General features: G+C 60.7%; 20 protein-coding genes and 1 pseudogene. 10 read left to right on the top strand and 11 right to left on the bottom strand.

The genetic code is table 11. The features are described from left to right. Positions 1-557 precede the first annotated feature (557 nt). Both F8G81_RS11150 and F8G81_RS11145 read left to right on the top strand, forming a co-directional pair. On the top strand, positions 558-1,379 hold the full coding sequence (locus F8G81_RS11150; protein WP_267279030.1) for an IclR family transcriptional regulator: 822 nt from the start codon (positions 558-560) through the stop codon (positions 1,377-1,379). 173 nt (positions 1,380-1,552) lie between these two features. Continuing rightward, positions 1,553-3,708, top strand: a pseudogene (locus F8G81_RS11145) (glycogen debranching N-terminal domain-containing protein). 77 nt (positions 3,709-3,785) lie between these two features. Here F8G81_RS11145 and F8G81_RS11140 read toward each other — a convergent pair. From F8G81_RS11140 to F8G81_RS11095, 10 genes are all read right to left on the bottom strand, one after another. Beyond that, complete coding sequence (locus F8G81_RS11140) at positions 3,786-4,046, bottom strand: hypothetical protein (RefSeq protein WP_267279029.1); 261 nt, start codon at positions 4,044-4,046, stop codon at positions 3,786-3,788. A gap of 664 nt (positions 4,047-4,710) precedes the next feature. Beyond that, positions 4,711-5,001 (bottom strand): hypothetical protein, encoded by a 291-nt coding sequence (locus F8G81_RS11135; RefSeq protein WP_267279189.1) that lies wholly within the window; start codon positions 4,999-5,001, stop codon positions 4,711-4,713. Positions 5,002-5,091: 90 nt separating this feature from the next. After that, entirely contained in the window at positions 5,092-5,946 is an 855-nt protein-coding gene (locus tag F8G81_RS11130; RefSeq protein ID WP_267279028.1) for a fumarylacetoacetate hydrolase family protein, read from the bottom strand. Positions 5,947-6,044: 98 nt separating this feature from the next. Next, positions 6,045-6,830: a 2-keto-4-pentenoate hydratase gene (locus F8G81_RS11125; protein WP_267279027.1), complete on the bottom strand. Its 786-nt coding sequence runs from the start codon at positions 6,828-6,830 to the stop codon at positions 6,045-6,047. A gap of 102 nt (positions 6,831-6,932) precedes the next feature. After that, a complete protein-coding gene (locus tag F8G81_RS11120) occupies positions 6,933-8,519 on the bottom strand; it encodes an aldehyde dehydrogenase (NADP(+)) (RefSeq protein ID WP_267279026.1) in 1,587 nt (528 codons plus the stop codon). Between the two features lie 76 nt (positions 8,520-8,595). Next, on the bottom strand, positions 8,596-9,012 hold the full coding sequence (locus tag F8G81_RS11115; protein ID WP_267279025.1) for an ester cyclase: 417 nt from the start codon (positions 9,010-9,012) through the stop codon (positions 8,596-8,598). After that, positions 9,009-9,557, bottom strand: coding sequence for a flavin reductase family protein (locus F8G81_RS11110; protein WP_267279024.1), 549 nt, complete (start codon positions 9,555-9,557; stop codon positions 9,009-9,011). The genes F8G81_RS11115 and F8G81_RS11110 overlap by 4 nt, the downstream gene beginning before the upstream one ends. 43 nt (positions 9,558-9,600) lie before the next feature. After that, complete coding sequence (locus tag F8G81_RS11105; RefSeq protein WP_267279023.1) at positions 9,601-10,122, bottom strand: flavin reductase family protein; 522 nt, start codon at positions 10,120-10,122, stop codon at positions 9,601-9,603. Continuing rightward, positions 10,119-11,420: a flavin monoamine oxidase family protein gene (locus tag F8G81_RS11100; RefSeq protein ID WP_267279022.1), complete on the bottom strand. Its 1,302-nt coding sequence runs from the start codon at positions 11,418-11,420 to the stop codon at positions 10,119-10,121. The genes F8G81_RS11105 and F8G81_RS11100 overlap by 4 nt, the downstream gene beginning before the upstream one ends. Positions 11,421-11,463: 43 nt before the next feature. After that, positions 11,464-12,861 (bottom strand): LLM class flavin-dependent oxidoreductase, encoded by a 1,398-nt coding sequence (locus F8G81_RS11095; RefSeq protein ID WP_267279021.1) that lies wholly within the window; start codon positions 12,859-12,861, stop codon positions 11,464-11,466. A 397-nt stretch (positions 12,862-13,258) separates the two neighbouring features. On the opposite strand from F8G81_RS11095, the gene F8G81_RS11090 reads away from it, so the two are divergent. Then, positions 13,259-14,026: an IclR family transcriptional regulator gene (locus F8G81_RS11090; RefSeq protein WP_267279020.1), complete on the top strand. Its 768-nt coding sequence runs from the start codon at positions 13,259-13,261 to the stop codon at positions 14,024-14,026. Between the two features lie 395 nt (positions 14,027-14,421). Here the strand turns inward: F8G81_RS11090 and F8G81_RS11085 are convergent, their stop codons facing one another. After that, positions 14,422-14,802, bottom strand: a complete 381-nt coding sequence (locus F8G81_RS11085; RefSeq protein ID WP_267279019.1) for a CBU_0592 family membrane protein — start codon at positions 14,800-14,802, stop codon at positions 14,422-14,424. 204 nt (positions 14,803-15,006) lie between these two features. Between F8G81_RS11085 and F8G81_RS11080 the strand changes: the two genes are divergently transcribed. Genes F8G81_RS11080 through F8G81_RS11050 form a run of 7 tightly spaced genes read left to right on the top strand, consistent with a single transcriptional unit; the run spans position 15,007 to position 21,092 of the window. After that, positions 15,007-16,389 carry an LLM class flavin-dependent oxidoreductase gene (locus tag F8G81_RS11080; RefSeq protein ID WP_267279018.1) on the top strand — a complete coding sequence of 461 codons (1,383 nt, stop codon included), beginning with the start codon at positions 15,007-15,009 and terminating at the stop codon, positions 16,387-16,389. 11 nt (positions 16,390-16,400) lie between these two features. Beyond that, the gene (locus F8G81_RS11075) at positions 16,401-16,934 is read left to right on the top strand and encodes a flavin reductase family protein (protein ID WP_267279017.1); all 534 of its coding nucleotides are present in this window, start codon (positions 16,401-16,403) and stop codon (positions 16,932-16,934) included. 4 nt (positions 16,935-16,938) lie between these two features. Then, positions 16,939-17,364: an ester cyclase gene (locus F8G81_RS11070; protein ID WP_267279016.1), complete on the top strand. Its 426-nt coding sequence runs from the start codon at positions 16,939-16,941 to the stop codon at positions 17,362-17,364. 5 nt (positions 17,365-17,369) lie between these two features. Then, complete coding sequence (locus tag F8G81_RS23505; RefSeq protein ID WP_323809241.1) at positions 17,370-18,458, top strand: betaine/proline/choline family ABC transporter ATP-binding protein; 1,089 nt, start codon at positions 17,370-17,372, stop codon at positions 18,456-18,458. Further along, positions 18,448-19,344: an ABC transporter permease gene (locus F8G81_RS11060; RefSeq protein WP_267279015.1), complete on the top strand. Its 897-nt coding sequence runs from the start codon at positions 18,448-18,450 to the stop codon at positions 19,342-19,344. Before F8G81_RS23505 ends, F8G81_RS11060 begins: the two co-directional genes overlap by 11 nt. A 44-nt stretch (positions 19,345-19,388) precedes the next feature. Next, positions 19,389-20,276, top strand: coding sequence for a glycine betaine ABC transporter substrate-binding protein (locus tag F8G81_RS11055; RefSeq protein WP_267279014.1), 888 nt, complete (start codon positions 19,389-19,391; stop codon positions 20,274-20,276). A gap of 18 nt (positions 20,277-20,294) precedes the next feature. Beyond that, entirely contained in the window at positions 20,295-21,092 is a 798-nt protein-coding gene (locus tag F8G81_RS11050) for an IclR family transcriptional regulator (protein ID WP_267279013.1), read from the top strand. The last annotated feature ends 32 nt before the right edge of the window (positions 21,093-21,124 follow it).

Here is a 21,124-nt window from a genome sequence, read left to right as displayed (position 1 = left end):
CCACAGCTGGCGTGGATGATATGGGATTCGCCCTGTTCGCGGCACTGAGAAGTTGTCGCTGGAGCATGTTGACCTCCCGGTCAGTGAAGGCACTGGACTTGCGATGAGCGATGGCAACTGTTGCGCAGATCCCAGTCCGCCTTTTATCATCGGCGCGCCATTGCCCGCCCAGTACGACTAATAATTGTTCTTTGCGTTAGGTGGGCGGCCTCATTCCTACGACCGCACCGGAATTCTCGGGACCGTGCGTCCTGCAACCATTCTCTTGCCACATTGTTCGAGAATTTCCAGCTCGCATTAACCGATGGTTCCGGGGCTCATTAAGCCCTTGTCACGTTCAATGAGCGAACGTCACGATCAAAATATGGCATTCATCACAGCGGAGGTCAAGCTTGCCCAGCAAAATGACATGTTGCCAAGCCGGACCATTGACAGTGAACGAAAAAGCCTCATAAACTGAATGCGACGTTCATCATGTGGACGCGGCTTCGAAGCGATGAGGAGTAGTTGGATACAGCGGAGACATTCCCAAGACCCAGCAGGAAGCGGAAGCGAAAATGGTAGCCATTCGAAGCGCAGCAGCGGAGGAAGCACTGGTAGAAGACGACGCGGCAACGTCTCAGGAGCCCGATGACCTGGCTAACAAGTCCGTCATCAAGGCCACTGTACTGCTTAAGGAACTCGGGCATCACCGCCAAGGAATTACGGTCACTGACCTGGCCCAAGCGGGTGACATGACGCGGCCAACAGCCTTCCGCCTGCTCCTGGGCTTGGAACAGACTGGCTTTGTCCAACGCATCGATAATCGTTACGTGCTTGGATGGCAGGTGGCCCGGCTGGGAAGGCTTGCCAATCCCCACGCTGGTGTGGTGGCTAGGATCCAACCCATCCTCGACGAGTACGCACGAAGGATCAACGAGACATTTAGCTTCGTCATGGTGCACGACGAAGGGGACCACAAGGTGATCGCCGAGGCCTTGGGCTCACGGTACCTGAGCGTATCCCACCAGTATCTGGGCGGAATCTATCCACTCCATGCCAGCGCAACGGGAAAGCTGATTCTCGCCGAACAGAGCGACGATAGAATCGCCGCGGAGCTCCCTGAGACGCTGGACTCCCACACTCCGTTCACGATCACGAGCAGGGATGCCCTTCTTCGTGAGCTCGGCAAAGTTCGTGATCAGGGCTACGCAATCCTCGATAACGAGCTCGAAGAAGGACTCTTCGCCGTCGGCTGCCCGATCCGGGACTCGGCCGGGGAACTCATCGGTGTCATAACGGTCAACGGTCCCACGCAGCGCCTTAAGTCGGAACGCCTGCCCGAAACGATCCACGAAGTGCGCCAGGCTGCAGACAAGGTCGCGGCCGCCTTGGCCTAACCGTGGCATACTCGCCGATGTCGCAGGCTGACTCAAATCGACGGGCTTCGCGGCGCCTAGTCTCGGAGGGAGTATGGGCGTAGCGTCGATGCAGAAGTAGTAGCGGCAATCGACTGTTGGCGACGGATTCCGCGGTGCGCCGCCCTGGTCTTGAGCCGTTGAAGGAGGCGGGGATGGCTGGATGGAATGCTGAGACGGCCGCCGGCCCCTTGGGGTCAGGCGCAGTCACCCTGGTGGAGGGTTCTTCCTTCTGTATCTCCTTGGCGAATGGCGACATCCATCCGGAACATCCCCACGGTGTTTTCCATGAGGATACGCGCATCCTGTCCCGCTGGAATCTGACCATCAACGGACAGTCCATCGAGCCGTTGACCGCGACGACAAAAGAACCTTACAGGGCCCTGTTCATTGGCCGCGTGCCCCGCTCGGACGGCTATGCGGACAGCCCCCTGATCGTGGAGCGGATGCGGGAAGTCGGCGCCGGGATCCTCGAGGAGCTCACGATCAGGAACTACTCTTCGCACGAAGCCGAATGCCTGGTCAACCTCAGCGTTGAATGCGACTTCGCTGACCTCTTCGAGGTAAAAGAGGCTCGGGTCCAGCGGCACTGGGAAGAGTCCCGCCAGCCGGACGGTGACTCGCTGACAATCAGGGCGGTCTGGCAGGGCGTGCGGAAGGCCGTCGTGGTAAAGGCGAGCGGGGCCGTCGTCGACCCCGAGGTCCTCACCTACCGGGCGGTTATACCGCCACACGGACACTGGAGCACGCTGGTGAGCGTACTGCCGGGCGTCGACGGCACTACACGGGCAGCGTCATTCATTCGTCCGGGCCGAGGCGGACTATCAGCGAGTGACAGAAAGCGCCAGCAATGGGTGGAGAAGATCCCCAAACTGCACATAAGCAACCGCTCGATCGAACGAACCTTGCGTCGCAGCTACGACGACCTGGGCGCGCTCCGCATTGAGGATCCTGCCCATCCGGAGCGGATCGTGGTGGCCGCGGGTGCCCCCTGGTTCATGACGCTTTTCGGTCGGGACTCGCTTTGGGCTTCGGAAATGGCGCTGCCGGTTGACCCGTCACTGGCTCGGGGTACCTTGCAGACGCTGGCCGACCGCCAAGGCAGTGTCGTGGATCCTATGAGCGAGGAGGAGCCCGGGAGGATTCTCCACGAGGTCAGGCTGGGTGTCTCCAGCGGGCTCTCCTTGGGCGGAAAATCCGTCTACTACGGAAGCGCAGATGCAACTCCCCAGTTCGTGATGACACTCGCATCGGTCAGTCGCTGGGGTTTTGCCAAGGAAACCATTGCCGCGCTCTGCCTCATGCGGACCGTGCCCTGGACTGGATCCGGAATTACGGGGACAAGGACGGCGACGGCTTCGTCGAGTATGAGCGGCTTAATCCCCAAGGGCTGATCAACCAGGGCTGGAAAGACTCCTGGGATGGGGTCAACTTCGCCGACGGCCGCCTTGCCGAACCTCCTATTGCGCTGTGCGAAGTGCAGGCTTTGGCCTACACCGCCTATCTGTCCCGGGCCTTGATGGCGTACGACGCCGGCGACGGACCGTTAGCAGCCCAGCTCACCGCAGAAGCAGCCCAGTTGAAGAAGAGGTTCAATGAGGAATTCTGGATGCCCGACCGCGGCTACTACGCCATCGCCCTCGACGGCAAGAAACGGCAAGTCGACGCCTGCGCCTCCAACATGGGGCAATGCCTCTGGCATGGCATTGTGGATGAAGACAAGGTACCCCGGATAGCCGAACGTCTCATTTCTTCGGAGATGTTCAGCGGCTGGGGTGTCCGAACCCTCGCGAGCGACATGGGTGCCTACAACCCGGCGAGCTATCACAACGGCTCGGTACGGCCGCACGACAACGCGATCATCGCAGCGGGACTGATGCGCTATGGGTTCGTGAAAGAGGCACAGCGCATCGCCAACGCCCTCTTCGAGGCCGCCGATTACAGCGACGGCAGACTCCCGGAGCTCTTCTGCGGCTTCAGCCGCGACCAAGTCCCCGAACCCGTGCCCTATCCAACAGCGTGTTCACCACAGGCGTGGGCAGCGACAGCGCCCATCATGTTGATTACCAGCATGATGAGGAACGACGCCCATATTTCCCGTGGAGGCTTCTGGATGGATCCGGAACTCCCCGAGTCCTACGGTGACCTGCACATTACCAATGCGCCCATGGCCGGAGGGCGTATCACCATCGATATCAAAGGATCTGAACCATCCGTGGAGGGACTGCCGGAAGGAATACTCTTTCACCGTGAACACCGGCCGTGGCTGACCGAACTCATGGAGCAAGCCGGTCTGGGAGGCGGGGACTAGCCGGATCGGATACCTGAACCTCCCCAGTTCCGGCAAACGGAGGTTTCGGTGGCGTGTTATTCCGACTCAGTCAGGTCCTATTCGCCGTACATCATGCTGCTGAGGAAGCGGTCCAGTGCTGTGCTGATCTCCACGCTGTTATCAATGGCTGGTTCGGCCGTCCCGTCCTCTTCCAGGTAGAGACCTTCCCAAGGCGAGCAGGTGATGCTTCCCGTTGGCCCGACGTGCAGGGAGTCAGTGGGATCAGCGTCCCGATACCGGGCACGGCCGACCTGCGGAAGGGGCCGGCCATGCCTGGCATCGAAAGCGGTGGAAAAAACGCGGTGGGCGATGGTCATGATGGCTTCCTCTCTGAAACGATCGACCAATAGGAAGTATTGAACGTCACGTTCATCTATTGAACGTCCATCGATTATGGCATAAGCCACAGGTTGCAAACAAGGACTTTGGTCGAATATTTCCTCGTTATGAACGTCACGTTCATATTTGGACGAAGCCGAGGCTTGTTCTCAGGGAAGGTCTACTCGGTAGTGCACGATGCTTGCGATTTTCGTGAGGGGCAACCTCTGCCCTTCCACTCATGAGGGCCGCGGATGAGGACGATATGGGCGGCGGGATGAGCACGAGCTTCCTGATGTGCCTTTTGGACAGGAAGTCCTGTTGAGCTTGTGCGATGTCGGCCAAGGGTATGTTTTGGAAACCACTGGATGAATCTCGTTACGCTCCATGCAGCTGTGCGGCGGCCAGGCCGACCCCTCCGGACGCCCCGGTAATGAGGACCCGTTCGGCGCGCGCTGGATACGGGGGAAGGCCAAGGCCTCGCCGGACCACGTGGTGTCGGTGTCATTGATGCCCGCGAAGCCGGAGGCGCCCCCGGCGTCAGTGCCAGACGACACGGCCTTGGAATGCCAGCCAATGCGCGTGTGGATGTCCGTGTTGTTAATCCCTGCGGCGGCAACCTCGATGAGCACCTCCCCTTGCTTTGGCCGGGGAACGGTCACGTCAGTGCGGTGGTCGATCGTGTCGAAACCACCGTGGCCGGTGAGCACCGCTGCCGTCATGGTCTTGGATAGCGAAATCAGCTTGGGACTCGACGTAGGTTTCGCTCAAGTGCGATGAAATCCATCCCGGAGCAATTGCGTTGCATCGTATGTTGACAGCTCCGGGGATCGCTGACGAGTCGCTCACGTCCGCTTGAATGCCGAGAACCCTTGGGTGCCTCTCCAGGTCAGAGTCCAGCGGCCGGCGCTGGACAGTCGCCACCTGCGCGCCTTCCTCAAGGAGGCGATCCACAATACCTCGGCCTATGCGTTGACCCCCGCCGGTGACCAGGGCGAACTTGCCTTCCAATGCATTGATCTTCCTATCTCAAGAAACGCAGGCTCATCTTTGGGCCTTCATCCTGTGGCGCATTTCGCCTACGCCGCGCACATATGTGACAAGTTCGTCTCCAGGCGCGAGGAAACGCTGGGGAGTGCGGCCGACGCCCACTCCAGGAGGGGTGCCTGTAAAAATGACGTCTCCTGGCAGCAGCGGAGTGACCCTGGACAAGCGGGAGATGATCTCGGGAACCGGAAAGACCATGTCGGCAGTACGTCCCTTCTGTACCTCTTTACCGTTTAGTACACAGCCAAGTTCGATATTGTCGGGGTCATCGAACTCGTCCGGGGTCACCACCAGCGGGCCGATCGGACCGAATCCGGGGAAGGACTTCGCGAGGCTGTACTGGGGTGCGGGACCGGCAGCCTGCATGGTGCGTTCTGACAGGTCCTGCCCAACGGAAACTCCTGCAACGTGCCCCCACGCCCGCTCCCTGGGAATGTGGCGGCCGCCCCGGCCGATAATGACGACGAGCTCAACCTCCCAGTCCACGGTCCCGGGCGGGAGTGTGATGGTTCCGTACGGTCCCGCCAGCGAGGTGACAAACTTCGTGAACACCGTAAGATCCTGCGGCACCGCCAGGGATGCTTCCGCCGCGTGAGCGGCATAGTTGAGCCCTATCGCAAAGACCTGCCTCGGCTGCGGCGCAGGATTCCCGAACTCCTCGGGCATAATCTCAGCCAGAGGCCTTCCGGTTATGCCTCCGAGCGTTGCAGCGACTTCCAGGAGTTCATCCCATCGCTCGTAGCATTCCTCGATGCGGGGACTGAAGAGCCCACCGGTTTCTTCCGAGACGTCGATGATCTCGCTGTTCCGGTTTATCAAGGTCAGCCGGTTGGAGATGTTGGCCAGGCGCATGTGTGCTTTCAGTTGAAGGGCTGGATCGGAGGAATCAGTACCGTGCCTGAAGGGGCTAAGCCCGTCCTGGGGCTGCCCCTCCGTGTCGGGTTTTTAGTTCAAGCCGTAACGTCAAATTCGACCGTGCCCCAGCCTTCGAAGGTGCCCGACCAGCGGCCGGCTTCCCTCATGGGCACGGCTTTCAGGCAGCTGCCGGGAAGGATGACATGTCCCGGTTCGAACCCGACGCCGTACTCGGACAGGCGGTTCACGAGCCACGCGACGGCGGCGAACGGGTTGCCGAGGATGTTCCGGGTAGTTCCGGCAATTACTTCCCGGTCATTGAACCGCAGAACTCCGCGGGTATCCCGCAGGTTCAAATCCGTGATGCGGCGAGGGGTGCCGCCCAGAATGACCGCGCCTGTGGAACCGTTGTCCGCCAGCGTGTCCGGAAGGCCGATAGCCCAATCCTTGACGCGCGAGTCGATAATTTCAATGGCCGGCAGGGCGAATTCGATTGCATCGATGACGTCGGCGATGGTGGTGTTCGGGCCGCGGAGGTGTTTACGCAGCACGAACGCAGGCTCAAGTTCCACGAATGGTTCGATGAACTTGTCCCGCTCCAGCGTCGTTCCTTCATAGGCGAAGACGCTGGACAGGAGGTGCCCGTAATCCGGCTGGTCGAGACCAAAGGCGTCCTGCATGACCTTGGCGATGTTCCCCAGCTTGTAACCCACGAGTCGGTCACCGTTGGCGACCGCGTGTTTGACGTTGATCTCCTGAACCTCGAACGCGGCATCGGCGTCGAGGTCCGGCCACGTCTTGGTTGGTGCTGCGATGGGTTCGCCCTGCAGCCGGGCGGTGCGGAGCGTGCCCGCGATGTCCTCGAGTGTGGTGGTAGACATGGGATGAAGTTCCTTCAATGTGTGTGAAAATCCGGCCCCGGACGCCTTCTGGGTCAACCAGACGCGTCCGGAGCCGGATATCAAGAGTTCAGGCAGGGTCAGTCAGCGCGTCTGGCTCTCCGCCTCGCCGTTGACGAGCCGGTTTACCTTCCACGGGTTGGAATCCTGCAGGGCCGCTGGAAGCAACTGCTCAGGAAAGTTCTGGTACGAGACAGGCCGCAGGAAGCGGGAAATGGCCAGTGTTCCCACTGAAGTGGTCCGCGAGTCCGAGGTTGCCGGGTACGGTCCGCCGTGGACCATGGCGTGGCCAACTTCTACCCCAGTGGGCCAACCGTTGATGATAATCCTGCCCACCTTGTGTTCCAGTACAGGAATAAGGGTTGCGACAGAGGCGTAGTCCCCTTCCGTGGCGTGGACGGAGGCAGTCAGCTGACCCTCGAGTTTGATGGTGGCCTCAAGGAGATCCTCCACGCCCTTGTAGCGCACTATAAGACTGGCGGCCCCAAAAATTTCCTCATGCAGGACCTTGTTGGCCATGAAGACGTCAAGGTCCGCACCGAAGACGGCAGGGGCGGGGGCGTTGGCCGTGCTGCCGACTAGTCCCCTGCCGATCAGTTCGACGTCGGCAACAGCATCCAGGGAGTCATGGCCCTGCTGCCAGGACATGGCGATTCCGGGGCTGAGCATCGTCTGGCCTGCCTGTTCGGCGATCACTGTCTCGATGGAGGCCGCAAGCCGATCGCCAGCTTCGCCGGAGGGGACGAACAGGAGGCCCGGCGAGGTGCACAGCTGGCCGGAGCTGCCCGTGACCGAGGCGACGTAACCACGGGCCAGGGCATCGACGTCGCCGCCGAGGGCGCCAGGCAGTACGTAAACCGGGTTGATCGAGGACATCTCCGCGTAGACGGGGATGGGTTCCGGACGGGCCGCAGCTGTACGCATCAGCGCGGTGCCGCCGGCGCGGGAACCCGTGAAGCCGATCGCCTTGATGGCGGGATCGGCGGCCAGCGCCTGGCCGATGCTTGCTCCGGATCCGTAGACCAGTGAGAAGACGCCGGGGTGCAGGTCCAGGTCGCGGATGGCCCGGCTGATTGCGTGACCCACCAGTTCCGAGGTACCTGGGTGGGCGTTATGTGCTTTCACGATGACGGGGCAGCCAGCTGCCAAGGCCGAGGCGGTGTCCCCGCCTGCGACCGAGAAGGCCAAGGGAAAGTTGCTGGCACCGAACACAGCGACGGGTCCAAGGGGGATCTCGCGGAGCCTGATGTCCGCGCGGGGCAGCGGCGTCCGGCCGGGCAGGGCGGGGTCGATGCGGACGCCGCGGAAGTCACCCTGACGCACGACGTTCGCGAACAAACGCAGCTGGCCCACGGTGCGGGCACGCTCGCCGCGTAACCGCTCAGTTCCCAGCCCCGTCTCCGCCGAGGCCCGGTCGATTAGCTCGTCACCGATGGCTTGGATGTTGTCGGCGATGCTTTCCAGAAACAGGGCGTGGCGCTCCGGGGGGAGGTTACGGAAGGACTCGAAAGCGTCCGTGGCGGCATCGCTTGCTGTCTTAAGCTGATCCTCGCTGACCAGTGTGTAGGGCGGTTCCAGCGCTTCATTCGTGGCTGGGTTGATACCGAAGGACGTGCCGTCCGTGCCGGCGACAGAATGCCCAGCGATCAGGGAATGTCCGTTAAGTGTCATTGTCGAGTCTCCTGTGAGGATGAGGTATGTGCGTGCGTGGACCCGTGCCCCGGCTGCGGGCCGGCAGCGGTCCGGTTCAGTTGCCGGCGCCCAGGTGCCAGATGCCGAGAGCGGAAAGAAGTTCCCGCGGGTCCCAGACGACCCATTCCTCGGCGAGTTTCTCGTCTTCGAACCGCAGGAAGGATGCCCCGGTAACAGTGACGGTCCGGCCGGTGGCGGGTACGTCCATGTAGGTTCCCTGGTGGGTGCCGCGGGTCTGCCAATGGATTGCCGCCCTGTCGCCGTCCTCGATTATTTGCAGGATCTCGATCGCTGAATCCGGGAATGCTGTGTTCATTGCCTGGATGGTCTTCCGCAAACTGGCGTAGTCCTCGGTCCCGGACTTGGACCGGCGGATGTATCCGGGGGCGAGGATTCGTTCGAAGGCGTCAACGTCGCCGTCTCCCCATGCACCGTTCCAAGCTTTGAGAATTGTTTCCCGTCTGGTGCTCATGATGCGCTCCTTGCTGCTTCGGTGGGGATTTCAAGGGGTTGGTACTGGCCGAACTTTCCAGCCCTGAACAGTAGCGCGTCGCCGTTGCCCTCGGTCATGTGGCTAACTGCGCCCACCACCATGTAGTGGTCACCGACGACCACCTCGGCAGTGACGAGGCAGTCGATATAGGCGGTGGCCCCGTCCAGGTGTGGGGTGCCGAGTGGCCCTTCGGTGCAGGGCAGATTCTCGAACTTTTCCGGTCCCTTGCGCGACAGCGACCGGCAGATGGCGATCTGGTCATCGGCAAGGATGTTCGCGGTAAATTTCTGCAGCTTGCGGAGCTTCGGCCAGCTGGAGGACGACTTGTCCACACAGAACATGACCAGTGGCGGCTCCAGGGACAGTGACTGGAAGGTTCCGACCACCAGTCCGAGCTTTTCGTTGTCGTCGTTGATGCCGGTGATGGCCACGACCCCTGTCGGCAGCTTCCCCAGGACCTGGCGGTAATAGGCAGGAGTGATATTCGTGGACGGAGTCTGTTCCGTGTCTGGAGTGATATCCATGTAAGTGTTCCTTAAAACTTTTGGGGCGGGCCTCTATGCCTGCCTAGGAGGAAGTGGGACGACTGTCGCTGAAGCTTCCGAAGCGGCCGCCGTGGAAGATGAGGGGGTCGCCCTCACCGGCTGTCATTTCCAGAACGCTGGCGATGACCACCACGTGGTCTCCGGCAGCAAACTGTTGCTCGATCCGGCAGTCGAACCAGGCAAGGGAGCCATGGATGTGTGGCGTTCCCCAGGGGGATTCGGAATAGCTGACGGTGCTGAGCTTGTCCTCACCTTTTGCTGAAAGTGCCCGACAGACCTGCTGCTGGTCTTCGGCGAGCAGGCTGACGCTGAAGGTTTCGGCTGCGGAGATCTTCGGCCAGCTCGTGGAGGAGTGCATAACGCTGAATGTCACCAGCGCCGGTTCGATGGACAGCGAGGCGAACGTTCCCACGATCATGCCGTTCCGGTCACCGGTCATCGGATCGGTGGAGCAGACGGCGGCGACGGCGGTGGGCAGGTTCCGCATGACGCTGCGGTAGGTATCCGAATCGATCCGTCGGCTTTCAAGTGCTGGGGCGCTCATCGCTCGACCTTCAGTTCTGCATGGATATTGCGGGAAGCACGCAGGCCGGATTCAATGGCACCGTCGAAGAAGCCCGCCCAGATATTGGCGATGTCACTGCTGGCGAAATGCAGCGCACCTTCGCTGGCCTGCTGTGCTGCGTGGTATTTGGTCAGCTGGCCGGGGCGCTGGATCTGCCAGGTCTCCTCGGCGTAGGGGTCTTCGCCCCACTTGTGACCGGTGACTTCCAAGACTTCCAGGTCATCGCGCCATACCTTGATGGCTTCCTGGATCTGCGCGGGATCGGTGACGTCGATGCGGTTCGCGTCGGCACCAAAGCCGACCAGAACGGCGTCGTCCTCCCCGACGAACTCTGTGCGGATCACCGAGAGCGGCTTGTCCTGCGCGGAATAGGCGAAGAACGGCTTGATGGGTCCTTTGACGCGGATCCAGGCCTTGACGCCCTGCGACGCTGTCCTTTCCCTGCTGGCGGCGAGCTTGCCCTCAGACAGGGCAGGCTGGACATCGAGCTTGTGCAGAATGTTCTGCGGCAGGGTGATGACCACCTTCCTGGCCCGGATCTCCTGGCCGTCGCCGTAGGTGACGGTGGCGCCCTCGCTCGTGTGGCGAACGGAGGCGACCGGGGCGTTGACGCGGATGTCCGCTTCCGTGTCCTCTGCAATCGCCGTCACAAGCGTGTCGTTGCCGTTCTTCAGCCGGAAGATGGCGGAGGCCTCGTGCATCAGGTGCCAGTGGCCGGAGGAACCGGCCGTCCAGCGCAGGGCGTTGACGTAGGCGCACTGGTTCAGGGGTGCGTTGAAGTGGCCAACCCACGCTGCCTCGTTGGCGTTCCGCTCGTCCACGGACAGGTCCAGCTTGTCCAGCATTTCCTGCAGGTTGTACTGGTCCGCCTCGGCAAGGTCCGGATTGGTCAGTGGCGCGTCCGGGCGCGGGAGCCACTTCATGGTGTCTTCGAGCAGCCGTGTCATGCCGGGGTCGATCAGTTGCATGAAGTCGTCCAGGTTTCCGCGGCGCACCTCGTTGCCGGCGAGCCAGAATGTCTCTTCCGAGCGCGGGCCGCGGGAGACCTCGAGTCCGTACCGGGTGACCTCTGCCCAGACATGCGGCTGGGTCCAGTGCAGCCAGTTGCCGCCGAGCTCCAGGTTCTGGCCGAGACGACGGTCGGTCCACAGGCGGCCGCCAAGGCGGTCGCGGGCTTCCAGGACAACCACGCTGTGGCCGCGGTTGCCCAGTTCACGGGCTGTGATGAGTCCGGCAAGTCCGGCGCCGATGACGACTACGTCCGTCTGTTCAGTCATGGGGGTATCTCCGTTGGTTTTGGCCGTCGTGACGGGAACGGGTCTAGCTGGCCGCTTCGGTGAGGTGCTGGGCGCGCTGTGCCGTGGCCGGGTGGCCGTTTAGCGTGTACTTCTGGCCGAAGAGCTTTTCGCGTAACGTGACGGGTTCCTCGCCCTCGGCACGGACCGGGGCAATGATGCCTTGGGCGCGGAGCTCGGGAAGGGCGAGTTCGATGAACTCTTCCCAGCCGCCGGGCTTGGTGATGTAGCTGAGGTTGACGCCGTCGATATCAGCCTCGTCGCGCCAACGGCGCAGCTCTGCAGCAACTGTCTCCGGGGAACCGATAATGGTGGAACCGGTGCCACCCACCGCGAGGAATTCTGCGATCTGGCGGGGGGTCCAGTCCCGGTCCGGGTCCGCCTTGGAGAACATGTCCACCATGGACTGGCCGGCCTTGGTACCAACGGACCGGAGCGGAATGTCTAGTTCGTACTCGGACATGTCGATGCCGGTCCAGCCGCTGAAACGGGCGAGGATGCCGTCAATCGGAGCTGTTTCCACGGCCTTCCGGTACTTCGCCTGGGCTTCCGCATCCGTAGGGGCAACTACGACAGTGAGCAGAATGACCACCTTGATGTCCCGGGGATCTCGGCCGGCGTCGGCCACCGCCTGACGAAGCTTAGCCACGCTGCGCTTTGCACCTTCAACGGAGGTGGCCTGAATGAAGACGGCCTCAGCATGCTTGCCGCCGAATTCCATGCCCCTGGAAGAGGAGCCGGCCTGGAACAGGACCGGGGTGCGCTGGGGCGACGGTTCGCACAGGTGGAAACCGGGGACCGTGAAGTACTGGCCGGAATGGTTGATCTGGTGCACCTTGTCAGGATTAATGTACGTTGCTGACTCGGCGTCACGAACCACAGCACCCTCTTCGAACGAGCTCTCCCACAGCTTGTAGACCACCTCCATGTACTCGTCCGCCTGGTCGTAGCGCTCAGCCGGTGTGAGCTGCTGCTCTTTGCCGAGGTTGCGGGCCGCTGCTTCGGAGTATGAGGTCACGATGTTCCAGCCGACTCGGCCGGAGGTGAGGTGGTCCAACGTGCTGAACTTGCGGGCCAGCAGGTAGGGCGGTTCGTAGGTGGCCGAGCAGGTGACACCGAAGGTGAGGTGCTTGGTTACTGCGGCCATACCGCTGATCAGCACGGTCGGGTCGTTAATCGGGAACTGGGCGGCGTCGCGGAGGGCGGCATCGCCGTTGCCGCGGAAGACATCGTGGTACCCGAGGTTGTCGGCGAAGAAGATCCCGTCGAAACCGGCCTTCTCAAGCATCTGGGCAATACCGGTCCAGTACGCGAGATCCGTGTAGCGGTGGCCCTGGTCCGCTTCGCCGCGCCACGACCCGGAGGTCAGGTGGGAGGGTGCGAAGACGTCGAAGGCGAAAAGGCTGAGTGGTTCGTTTTTCATGGCAGCGGTGCTTCCTTGGACTGCGCCTGACATGGCGACAACTTAAGACAACGTTCAATTACTGAATATCGCGTTCCAAAAAATATGAACGCTGCGTTCAATGTAGATGTTGCCTGCCTCACTGTCAAGGCACGCAGAGGCCAGGCGCCGAAGGAAGCAAGCCGTCCGCTTTGAGCATCCACGAGGTCGTTCTCAGCACCAGTCGCAACCTCCCTGAGGTAAAGCGGATTCTCCTGGCTAAGCGAGTTTTGAACGCGCGGTTCGGAACTTGAAGGCCCTAAGATGGGAGGAGAAATCGAGGGGCAGCACGAAGCCTCAAAGAAGACGGCAAACGGGAGCGGACATGGCATCGGCAGGCAGTGTAGCGCCAGAGGAAACACCAGCAGACGATGAATCTGTGACCGCGCAGGAGCCCTTTGACCTGACCAACAAGTCCGTCATTAAGGCCACGGTGCTGCTAAAGGAACTTGGGCACCACCGACAAGGGATCACCGTCACAGAATTGGCTCATGCGGTTAAGATGACACGTCCAACAGCCTTCCGCCTGCTCCTGAGCTTGGAACAAACAGGCTTTGTTGAACGCTCGGACAATCGCTACATGCTTGGATGGCAGGTTGCCCGCTTGGGAAGGCTGGCCGATCCCTACGCTGGTGCAGTCGCCAAGATCCAGCCCATCCTTGACGAGTATGCGACAAAGCTCAATGAAACATTCAGCTTTGTCATGGTGCGCGGCGAATGGGACCACGAGGTGATCGCCGAGGCCTCGGGCTCACGCTACCTGAGCGCTTCCCATCAGTATCTTGGTGGGAGCTATCCCCTACATGCCAGCGCAACGGGAAAGCTGATACTCGCTGAGCAGAACGACGAAAAGATCAAAGCAGAGTTGCCGAAGAAGCTCGAGTCCTTCACGCGCGAGACCATCACAAACAGGGATGCGCTCCTTCGCGAGCTCACTAAGGTCCGGGAGCAGGGCTACGCAGTTCTTGACAATGAGCTCGAAGAAGGCCTCTTCGCCATAGGCTGCCCGGCTCGAGACCCCGCCGGCGAACTTATTGGCATTGTGACGATCAACGGCCCCACGCAGCGGCTCAAGTCGGAGCACCTACAGGCAACGATCGAGGAAGTTCGGCAAGCCGCCGAAGAGGTTTCCAAGGCCCTGGCTTAGCCACGACCCACGATCTCAATACGGCGTCGTCTTAGCTGGGGATTAGCGAGCAGGCCTGAAGGGGCCGTTTCGCAGGTGATCAAGACAGCGCCGGGCCAGGTTCTTGCTAAGTCCGCTCCGCCGAGCAAGGTCAACGGCTGAATTAATTTGCGCGCCCTCCCGATTCTGGGATTCAAGAATCGTAGCCACACGTTGGATTGCCCAGGCGGGCAACTGCGTCTGCGGAGTCATAATGGTTATCCAATCGGGACATTGCGGATAGTGGGTCCATAGTTGGGCGTTCTTCGATTGAGGATGTCAGCTGTGGAAGCAGGCATCTCCCGTCGAACTCAAACGCCCTGATCGACGACGCCTTCCAAGATGGACCACGCTTGACCCTGTTTGCGCCGCCGTGATCAGTCTTCGAGAATCGACGAATCAGCCTTATTCCTAGGCACCGGCAGGCCTGTCAAAGGAACAGTTGGCCTCCTGACCTTCAGGACGCGATACAACGCAATGCTCGAGATTGCGGCCCAGGCAACATTGAGGACCACTGAAGGCCAAGCCCCGTGGTGATACGCATTCAGGAGCAAGGCTGCCGATCCGAAAAGATTGGACGCCTGAAAGATCGGCCCGTTGGCGATCCAGCCGAGCGAGAATGCCGCATATCCCGCCAGGATGGCCAATGCTCCGATCCAGCCAATAAGTTCGGCCAAAATGGCCACCATTGCCCCCTTGAGATCTTCTAAATTGCTAGCCAGGCAATGGCGCTGGATGCCTTGTCGTAGGTGATCCACGTCGCCCCACCTGGAGCTTGGCGCCGCCAGAAACCCCCCATCCTTCCCGGCCACACTCCCGGCGACACTGCTCTGATTAACATCATCGTTTCACATATTGAACGCGGCTTTCAATTCCCTATTGACGATGTGACACACACCACCCTATGCTTTGTTCACCAAGCAATCAAGGTGTTCACCTAGTGAACAGAAGGAATTCTAACCATGACGCAAATGAGGCTCTTTGCCTTCGACTTCACCGGGCCCGCACACCTGTCGGCCGGGGTGTGGAAGCACCCTGCAGACAGGGGTAGCGAGTACAAGTCGCTGAAGTACTGGGTCGACTACGCACGCATGCTGGAGGAGGCGTGCTTCGATGGGATTTTCTTCGCCGACAACGTCGGATACCACGACGTCTATCGCGGCAACGTCGACGCTGCGCTGAAGGATGCAGCGCAGATCCCTGCCAACGATCCTTCTTACGTCATTCCCGCCATGGCAGCTGTAACCGCCCACCTTGGCTTCGGCGTGACCTCCACAACTGCGTACGACCACCCGTACTCCCTTGCCCGGAAGTTCGCCACGCTCGACCATCTGACGGACGGACGGATCGGCTGGAACGTCGTGACTTCCTACGCAGACAGCGCGGCCCGGAATCTCGGAACCGGAGTCCAACGCGCCCACGACGACAGGTACGAGGTAGCCGGGGAATTCATCGATGTCGCCCTCAAACTATGGGAATCCTCATGGGAAGAGCAGTCAGTTGTAGCGGATCCCGCTTCCTCAACCTACGTCGATCCACAGCGTGTGCATCCCATCGAACACTCAGGTCAGCACTTCACGGTTCCAGGCATTTTCCTCTGCGAGCCCTCCCCGCAGCGCACCCCGGTGATCTTCCAGGCAGGAGGCTCCAGCAAAGGCATCGCCCTGGCAGCGGCCACCGCGGAAGCGGTATTCATGAATGCCACGTCCAAGTCAGGGCTAAAGCAGCAGGTCGACCGACTCCGCAAGCAAGCGGAGGAAGCAGGAAGGAATCCTGCCCACATCGCCGCCCTTCAGATGATCACCGTGATCAGCGGAGCGACGGATTCTGAGGCGCAGAAAAAGTATGAGGCGTACCGGAAGCTGGTGTCCTACGAGGGTGCTATGGCCAGGTACAGCGGGTGGAGCGGATTGGACATGTCCACGTTCGACCCCGACGTTCCCCTGCGGCACGTTAAGACCAACGCCGGCCAGACGATGGTTGACATCTTTTCAAAGATGGACCCCGATAAGGAATGGACACCTCGGGACATAGCGGAGTACATCGGCATCGGCGGAACTTCGCCGGTCATCGTCGGAGGGCCGGAGACAGTCGCCGATGAACTGAACTCATGGATCGAGGAAACCGGCGTGGACGGTTTCAACGTCAGCCATGCCGTGAAGTATCAGGACATCAAGGATTTCACCGATTTTGTGGTTCCCGAGCTTCAGCGCCGCGGCCTGATGCGCACGGGGTACGACGGCGGAACGTTGCGTGAGAATCTCTTCGGCGCCGGCCAAACGCGACTGGCCGACGACCACCCCGGAGCCGTGTACCGCGACAACTTATCGACCAAAGCCCTATAGGGAGAACAGCAATGAACGCGCAAACAACTGTTCCGGTAGGAACAATCACGCCAAGCGACTACCGCCAGATATTCGGCCTGCTCCCCACCGGCGTTGTTGCGATCACGGGCCTGACCGATGATGGCAAACCCATGGGGTTCGTGGTGGGAACGTTCCAGTCCCTATCCCTCGAACCTGCCCTGGTCACTTTCTGCGTGGATAAGTCCTCAAGTACGTGGCCCGCCCTGCGCAACCTGGGCCGGTTCACGGCCAACATGCTCTCGATAGAGCAACTGAGCGTCTGCAAGGCGCTGGCACGGAAGGGCGACGACAAGTTCCACGGCATCGACTATGAGGAAAGTGCCATAGGCACCCCGAGAATCATCAACTCCACAGCATGGATTGACTGCAAAGTGCTCTCCGAAATTGTTGCCGGGGACCACTACATGATCGTCGGTTCGGTATCGGCCATGGAAGCCGGAATGGGCGACGCACTGATGTTCTGTGGCGGGAAGTTCGGAGAATTCACCCTTTGGCCCTCCCCCACACCGACCGAGAAAGCCTAAACACATGAACATGTTGCCGCGCATCATCGAGGCCTGGAGCCGCGCCTGGGGGGAAGGTGACACCCGTGCCTTCGAAGAGATTGTCGCCGAGAACTATGTACGCCGGTCCAAGAGCGGACAAGAAGGCCTGCCTGAGGTCATTCGCCAAATCGAGGAGTCCCATGCTGCATTCTCCGACTTCACTATGGACGTCCTGCACGCCGTAGAAGACTCTGACCTCATCGCAATCAACTGGCAGAGCCACGGAAGGCACACGGGCACCTTCATGGGTGTTCCGCCCACTCAGCGCATTGTGACAGTGAACGGAGCCTCCTTCCTTCGGCACAAAGACGGTCTCATAACCGAGGAATCAGTGGTCTGGGACCCCCGGGAACTCCTCTCCTCCATGAACATCTGGCACCTAGGCCACCAAGTTAGGACAAACCCGTGAGCGCCATGCACCTCAACGCACCGACCTATGGCGAGCAAGCCATGAAACCGGAAGAGCCTTTCATCAAGGTGGAGCACCTCACCAAGATCTTCCATCCCGCCAAAAAGCGGTCGCTGGGACTGCCCGGCAGGAAGAATGGCCCCCCTGGCTTCGTCGCCGTCGATGATGTTTCCTTCCAGGTAGAGCAGGGCCAGATTTTCGTCATCATGGGCCTGTCCGGCTCGGGCAAATCAACCATCATCCGCATGCTGAACCGCCTCATCGACGCCAGCGACGGGTCCATCTCCGTTGACGGAAAGGACGTCCGCTCCCTGCCTCCTGCAGAGCTGCGCGACTACAGGAACCGGACCATCAACATGGTCTTCCAGCACTTCGGACTCTTTCCGCACAAGTCTCTGGTCCACAACGTTGACTTCGGCTTGAAGGTACGCGGAATGGACAGGGAAACCCGCGAGCAAAGAGCTGCGGAAGCACTCGAACTTGTGGGACTCGGCGATCGCATTCATGCAATGCCGGACCAACTGAGCGGCGGCATGAAGCAGCGCGTCGGCCTGGCGCGTGCCTTGGCAACGGACGCGGAAATCCTACTGATGGATGAACCGTTCAGTGCACTGGACCCGCTCATACGCAAGGACATGCAAGAGCTGCTCATTAAGCTGCAGCGCAATTTCAAGAAAACCATTGTCTTCGTCACGCACGATTTGAACGAGGCCATGTACCTCGGAGACCGCATCATGGTGATGAAACAGGGCAAGATCGTCCAATCCGGCACCGCGCTGGATCTTCTCGAGGCACCCGCCGATCCGTACATAGAGAAGTTTGTTGCGGAAGTCGACCGGAGCAAAGTCCTCACCGCCGGGATGCTCGCCGAGCACCACGATCCGTCCCCGGCCTCCCGGACTTCGTCCGGATCTTTCCCGGACGGAGCCATGCCCGTCTCCGACACAACCTTCCTGAATGACCTGCTGCCGATCTTCGCTACAGGAGCCGGATCAGTGAATGTAGTCAACCAGCAGGGATCGTCACTAGGCCACGTCACGGCCGAAAAAGTCTTTGAAGCACTCTCACCCAAGGGGTTTAGCAATGCGTCCTGATATTGGAGGCTGGTTCGCGTCGATAATCGACTGGATGCTGGCCAACTTCGGCTGGTTCTTCGACGGCGTCGCCTGGCTGGTTAGCCAGATCGTCGGCGGCGTGGAGTTTGTGCTGGTCGGTCTGCATCCGTTCCTGATCATAGGTTTGCTCGCCGCTGCCGCAGCCGCTTTGACCCGGAGCCTGGGCATCACCCTCTTCGCGGCGATAGCGTTTCCGCTGATCGTCTCCATGGGGCTCTGGGTGGAAAGCATGTCCACACTGGCCGTAGTACTCGTCTCCGTGATGTTCTCCCTCGCGATCGGCATCCCACTTGGAATCTGGGCCGCCCTCAACTCCTCAGTCAGCGCGGTAATCCGCCCCGTACTCGACCTCATGCAGGCCATGCCGGTATTCGTTTACCTCATTCCCGCAGTCTTCTTCTTCGGCGTCGGAATGGTACCCGGAATCGCCGCGACCATCGTGTTCTCCATCCCTCCGGCCGTAAGGCTGACGGAACTGGGGATCCGAAAGCTTGACGTGGAACTGCTTGAAGCCGCAATGGCATTCGGCGCCAAGAGGGGGACGATCCTCAAGGAAGTCCAACTCCCGCTCGCGTTCTCGTCGATCATGGCAGGCGTCAATCAGGTCATCATGCTGGCATTGTCCATGGTTGTGGTCGCCGGACTCGTTGGTGCAGGCGGACTTGGCGGCGTCGTCGTCGAGGGCGTTGCCCAACTGGACACCGCCCGCGGCTTCGAAGGCGGCCTCGCCGTCGTCATCCTTGCCGTCTACCTTGACCGCGTCACCAGCGGTGCACGCTCCATAGGCGACGTCCTGCGCAACCGGCGCATTCGCAAAGAACAGCGTGCAGCAGGCCCCAAGCCCGCAGTCGCTGCCGCCCACTAGAACCCACCCATCCCCAACCCACCCCCACATATTGGAGATTGACCTTGATCAAGAAGACTATCGGCGCCATCCTTGCTTGCGCGGTCCTGACAACAACGATGAGTGCATGCTCGGGTGCCGGCACCCCGGCGCAAACCAGCCAGAAGACCATCACCGTGGCCGAGGTTCCCGGATTCGACGACACCGTCGCCGTCACCGCACTTTGGACAGAACTGCTCTCCGAGCACGGATACAACTTGGAGACCAAAACGGTTGATCTGGCAGCTGGCTTCTCCGGCATAGCCCGCGGAGACCTGGACGGCTACCTCAACGCCTGGCTTCCCTCAACCCACGCCTCCTACGTCGAGAAGTACCGCGACGACCTCGTCGTCCTGGATAAGAACGGCCCCTTCTTTGACAACGACCGCTTGGTCCTGGCCGTGCCGAAGTCGGTTGAAGAAAACACCATCAGCGAGGTCCTCAAGAATGCCGAAAAGTACGACTCCAGGATCGTCGGAATCGAGGCAGGAGCGGGAATGATGAAGCTCCTCCCCGACGTCCTGAAAACCTACGGCGCAGAGGGGAAATTGGATATCGTCGCGGGAAGCACACCCGCAGCACTGGCTGCCCTGAAGGACGGCGCAGCTAAAAACAAGCCCGTCGTGGCGACGTTGTGGACACCGCACTGGGCCTTTGCCTCGATGCCGATCAAGGCGCTCGAGGACGATATGTCCGGCTGGCCCAAGCCCGACGGGTCTTACGTGGTGCTCTCGAAGAAATTCAACGAAGAAGAACCCCAGGTCGCTGAATGGATGTCCAAGAGCAAACTCACTGAAGAGCAGTTCGCATCCCTGATGCTCGCCGTCAGCGAAACCAAGACCGCTGCAGAAGGTGCGAAGAAGTGGCTCGAAAACGCCGAGAACCGCGCAGCCGCGGACGCATGGTTCAAGTAATGGCACTGCCGGCTTGTCGTGAACGATAAGAATTTCAAGACCACGATCAGCGCCAACAGGTCCGTAGCACGCGCCATCAGCGTGCTACGGGCCCTGGCCGGCAATCCGGAAGCAGCCACGGCCACGGACGTAGCGAAGAAGGTCGGCTTGCCCCGGGCAACAACCTTCCGGCTACTGCTGACGCTGGAAGAGGAAGGCTTTGTGGATCGGCGGGACAACCACTACTCACTGGGCTGGGATCTTGCGCGAATCGCGCAATCGGCAGATCCCGCGGCAGGAGTGGAGGCGCGGACAAGGAGGGCGGTCAAGGGTCTTGCCGAACAGCTTGGAGAAACGATCACCCTAAGTCTGCGCCGGGGCCTGGCTGAGTTCGACCTCGTGCTCCAAGAGTCCCCCAGATCCGTTCTTGTGACGATGTCCGACATGCGCGGAATGAGATGGCCGCTCCACGCATCCGCTACCGGAAAGCTGCTTCTGGCCGAACTCGCCCCCGAACAGGTGTACCGGGCCGCAGGCGGGGAACTACCCAAAATCGCTGCAAGGACCATATCCAACCGGGAGGACCTCCGGGTCGAGTTGGACCGCGTCCGCAGCCAGGGATGGGCGCAAATTGATGACGAACTCGAAAACGGACTCTTCGCCATGGCCGTGCCGCTCCGGGACAACATAGGGCAGTTGTTCGCTGCCTTGGCCATGGTTGCACCCAAGACTCGAATTGAATCAGAGGCCACAAGACAACACCATCTAAAGCTCCTGCTCGATGGCGCCAAACAGCTCACACAACAGCTAACCAGTACCATGCCGGCGAAGGAGTGACTCTCACTGAACTCCCGAAACATCTCTTGTGG

It is taken from the genome of Arthrobacter sp. CDRTa11 (genome assembly GCF_026427775.1).
Taxonomy (GTDB): Bacteria; Actinomycetota; Actinomycetes; order Actinomycetales; family Micrococcaceae; genus Arthrobacter.
The sequence above is the reverse complement of the archived record's forward strand: the minus strand, read 5'-3'. Positions and strand labels throughout refer to the sequence as shown.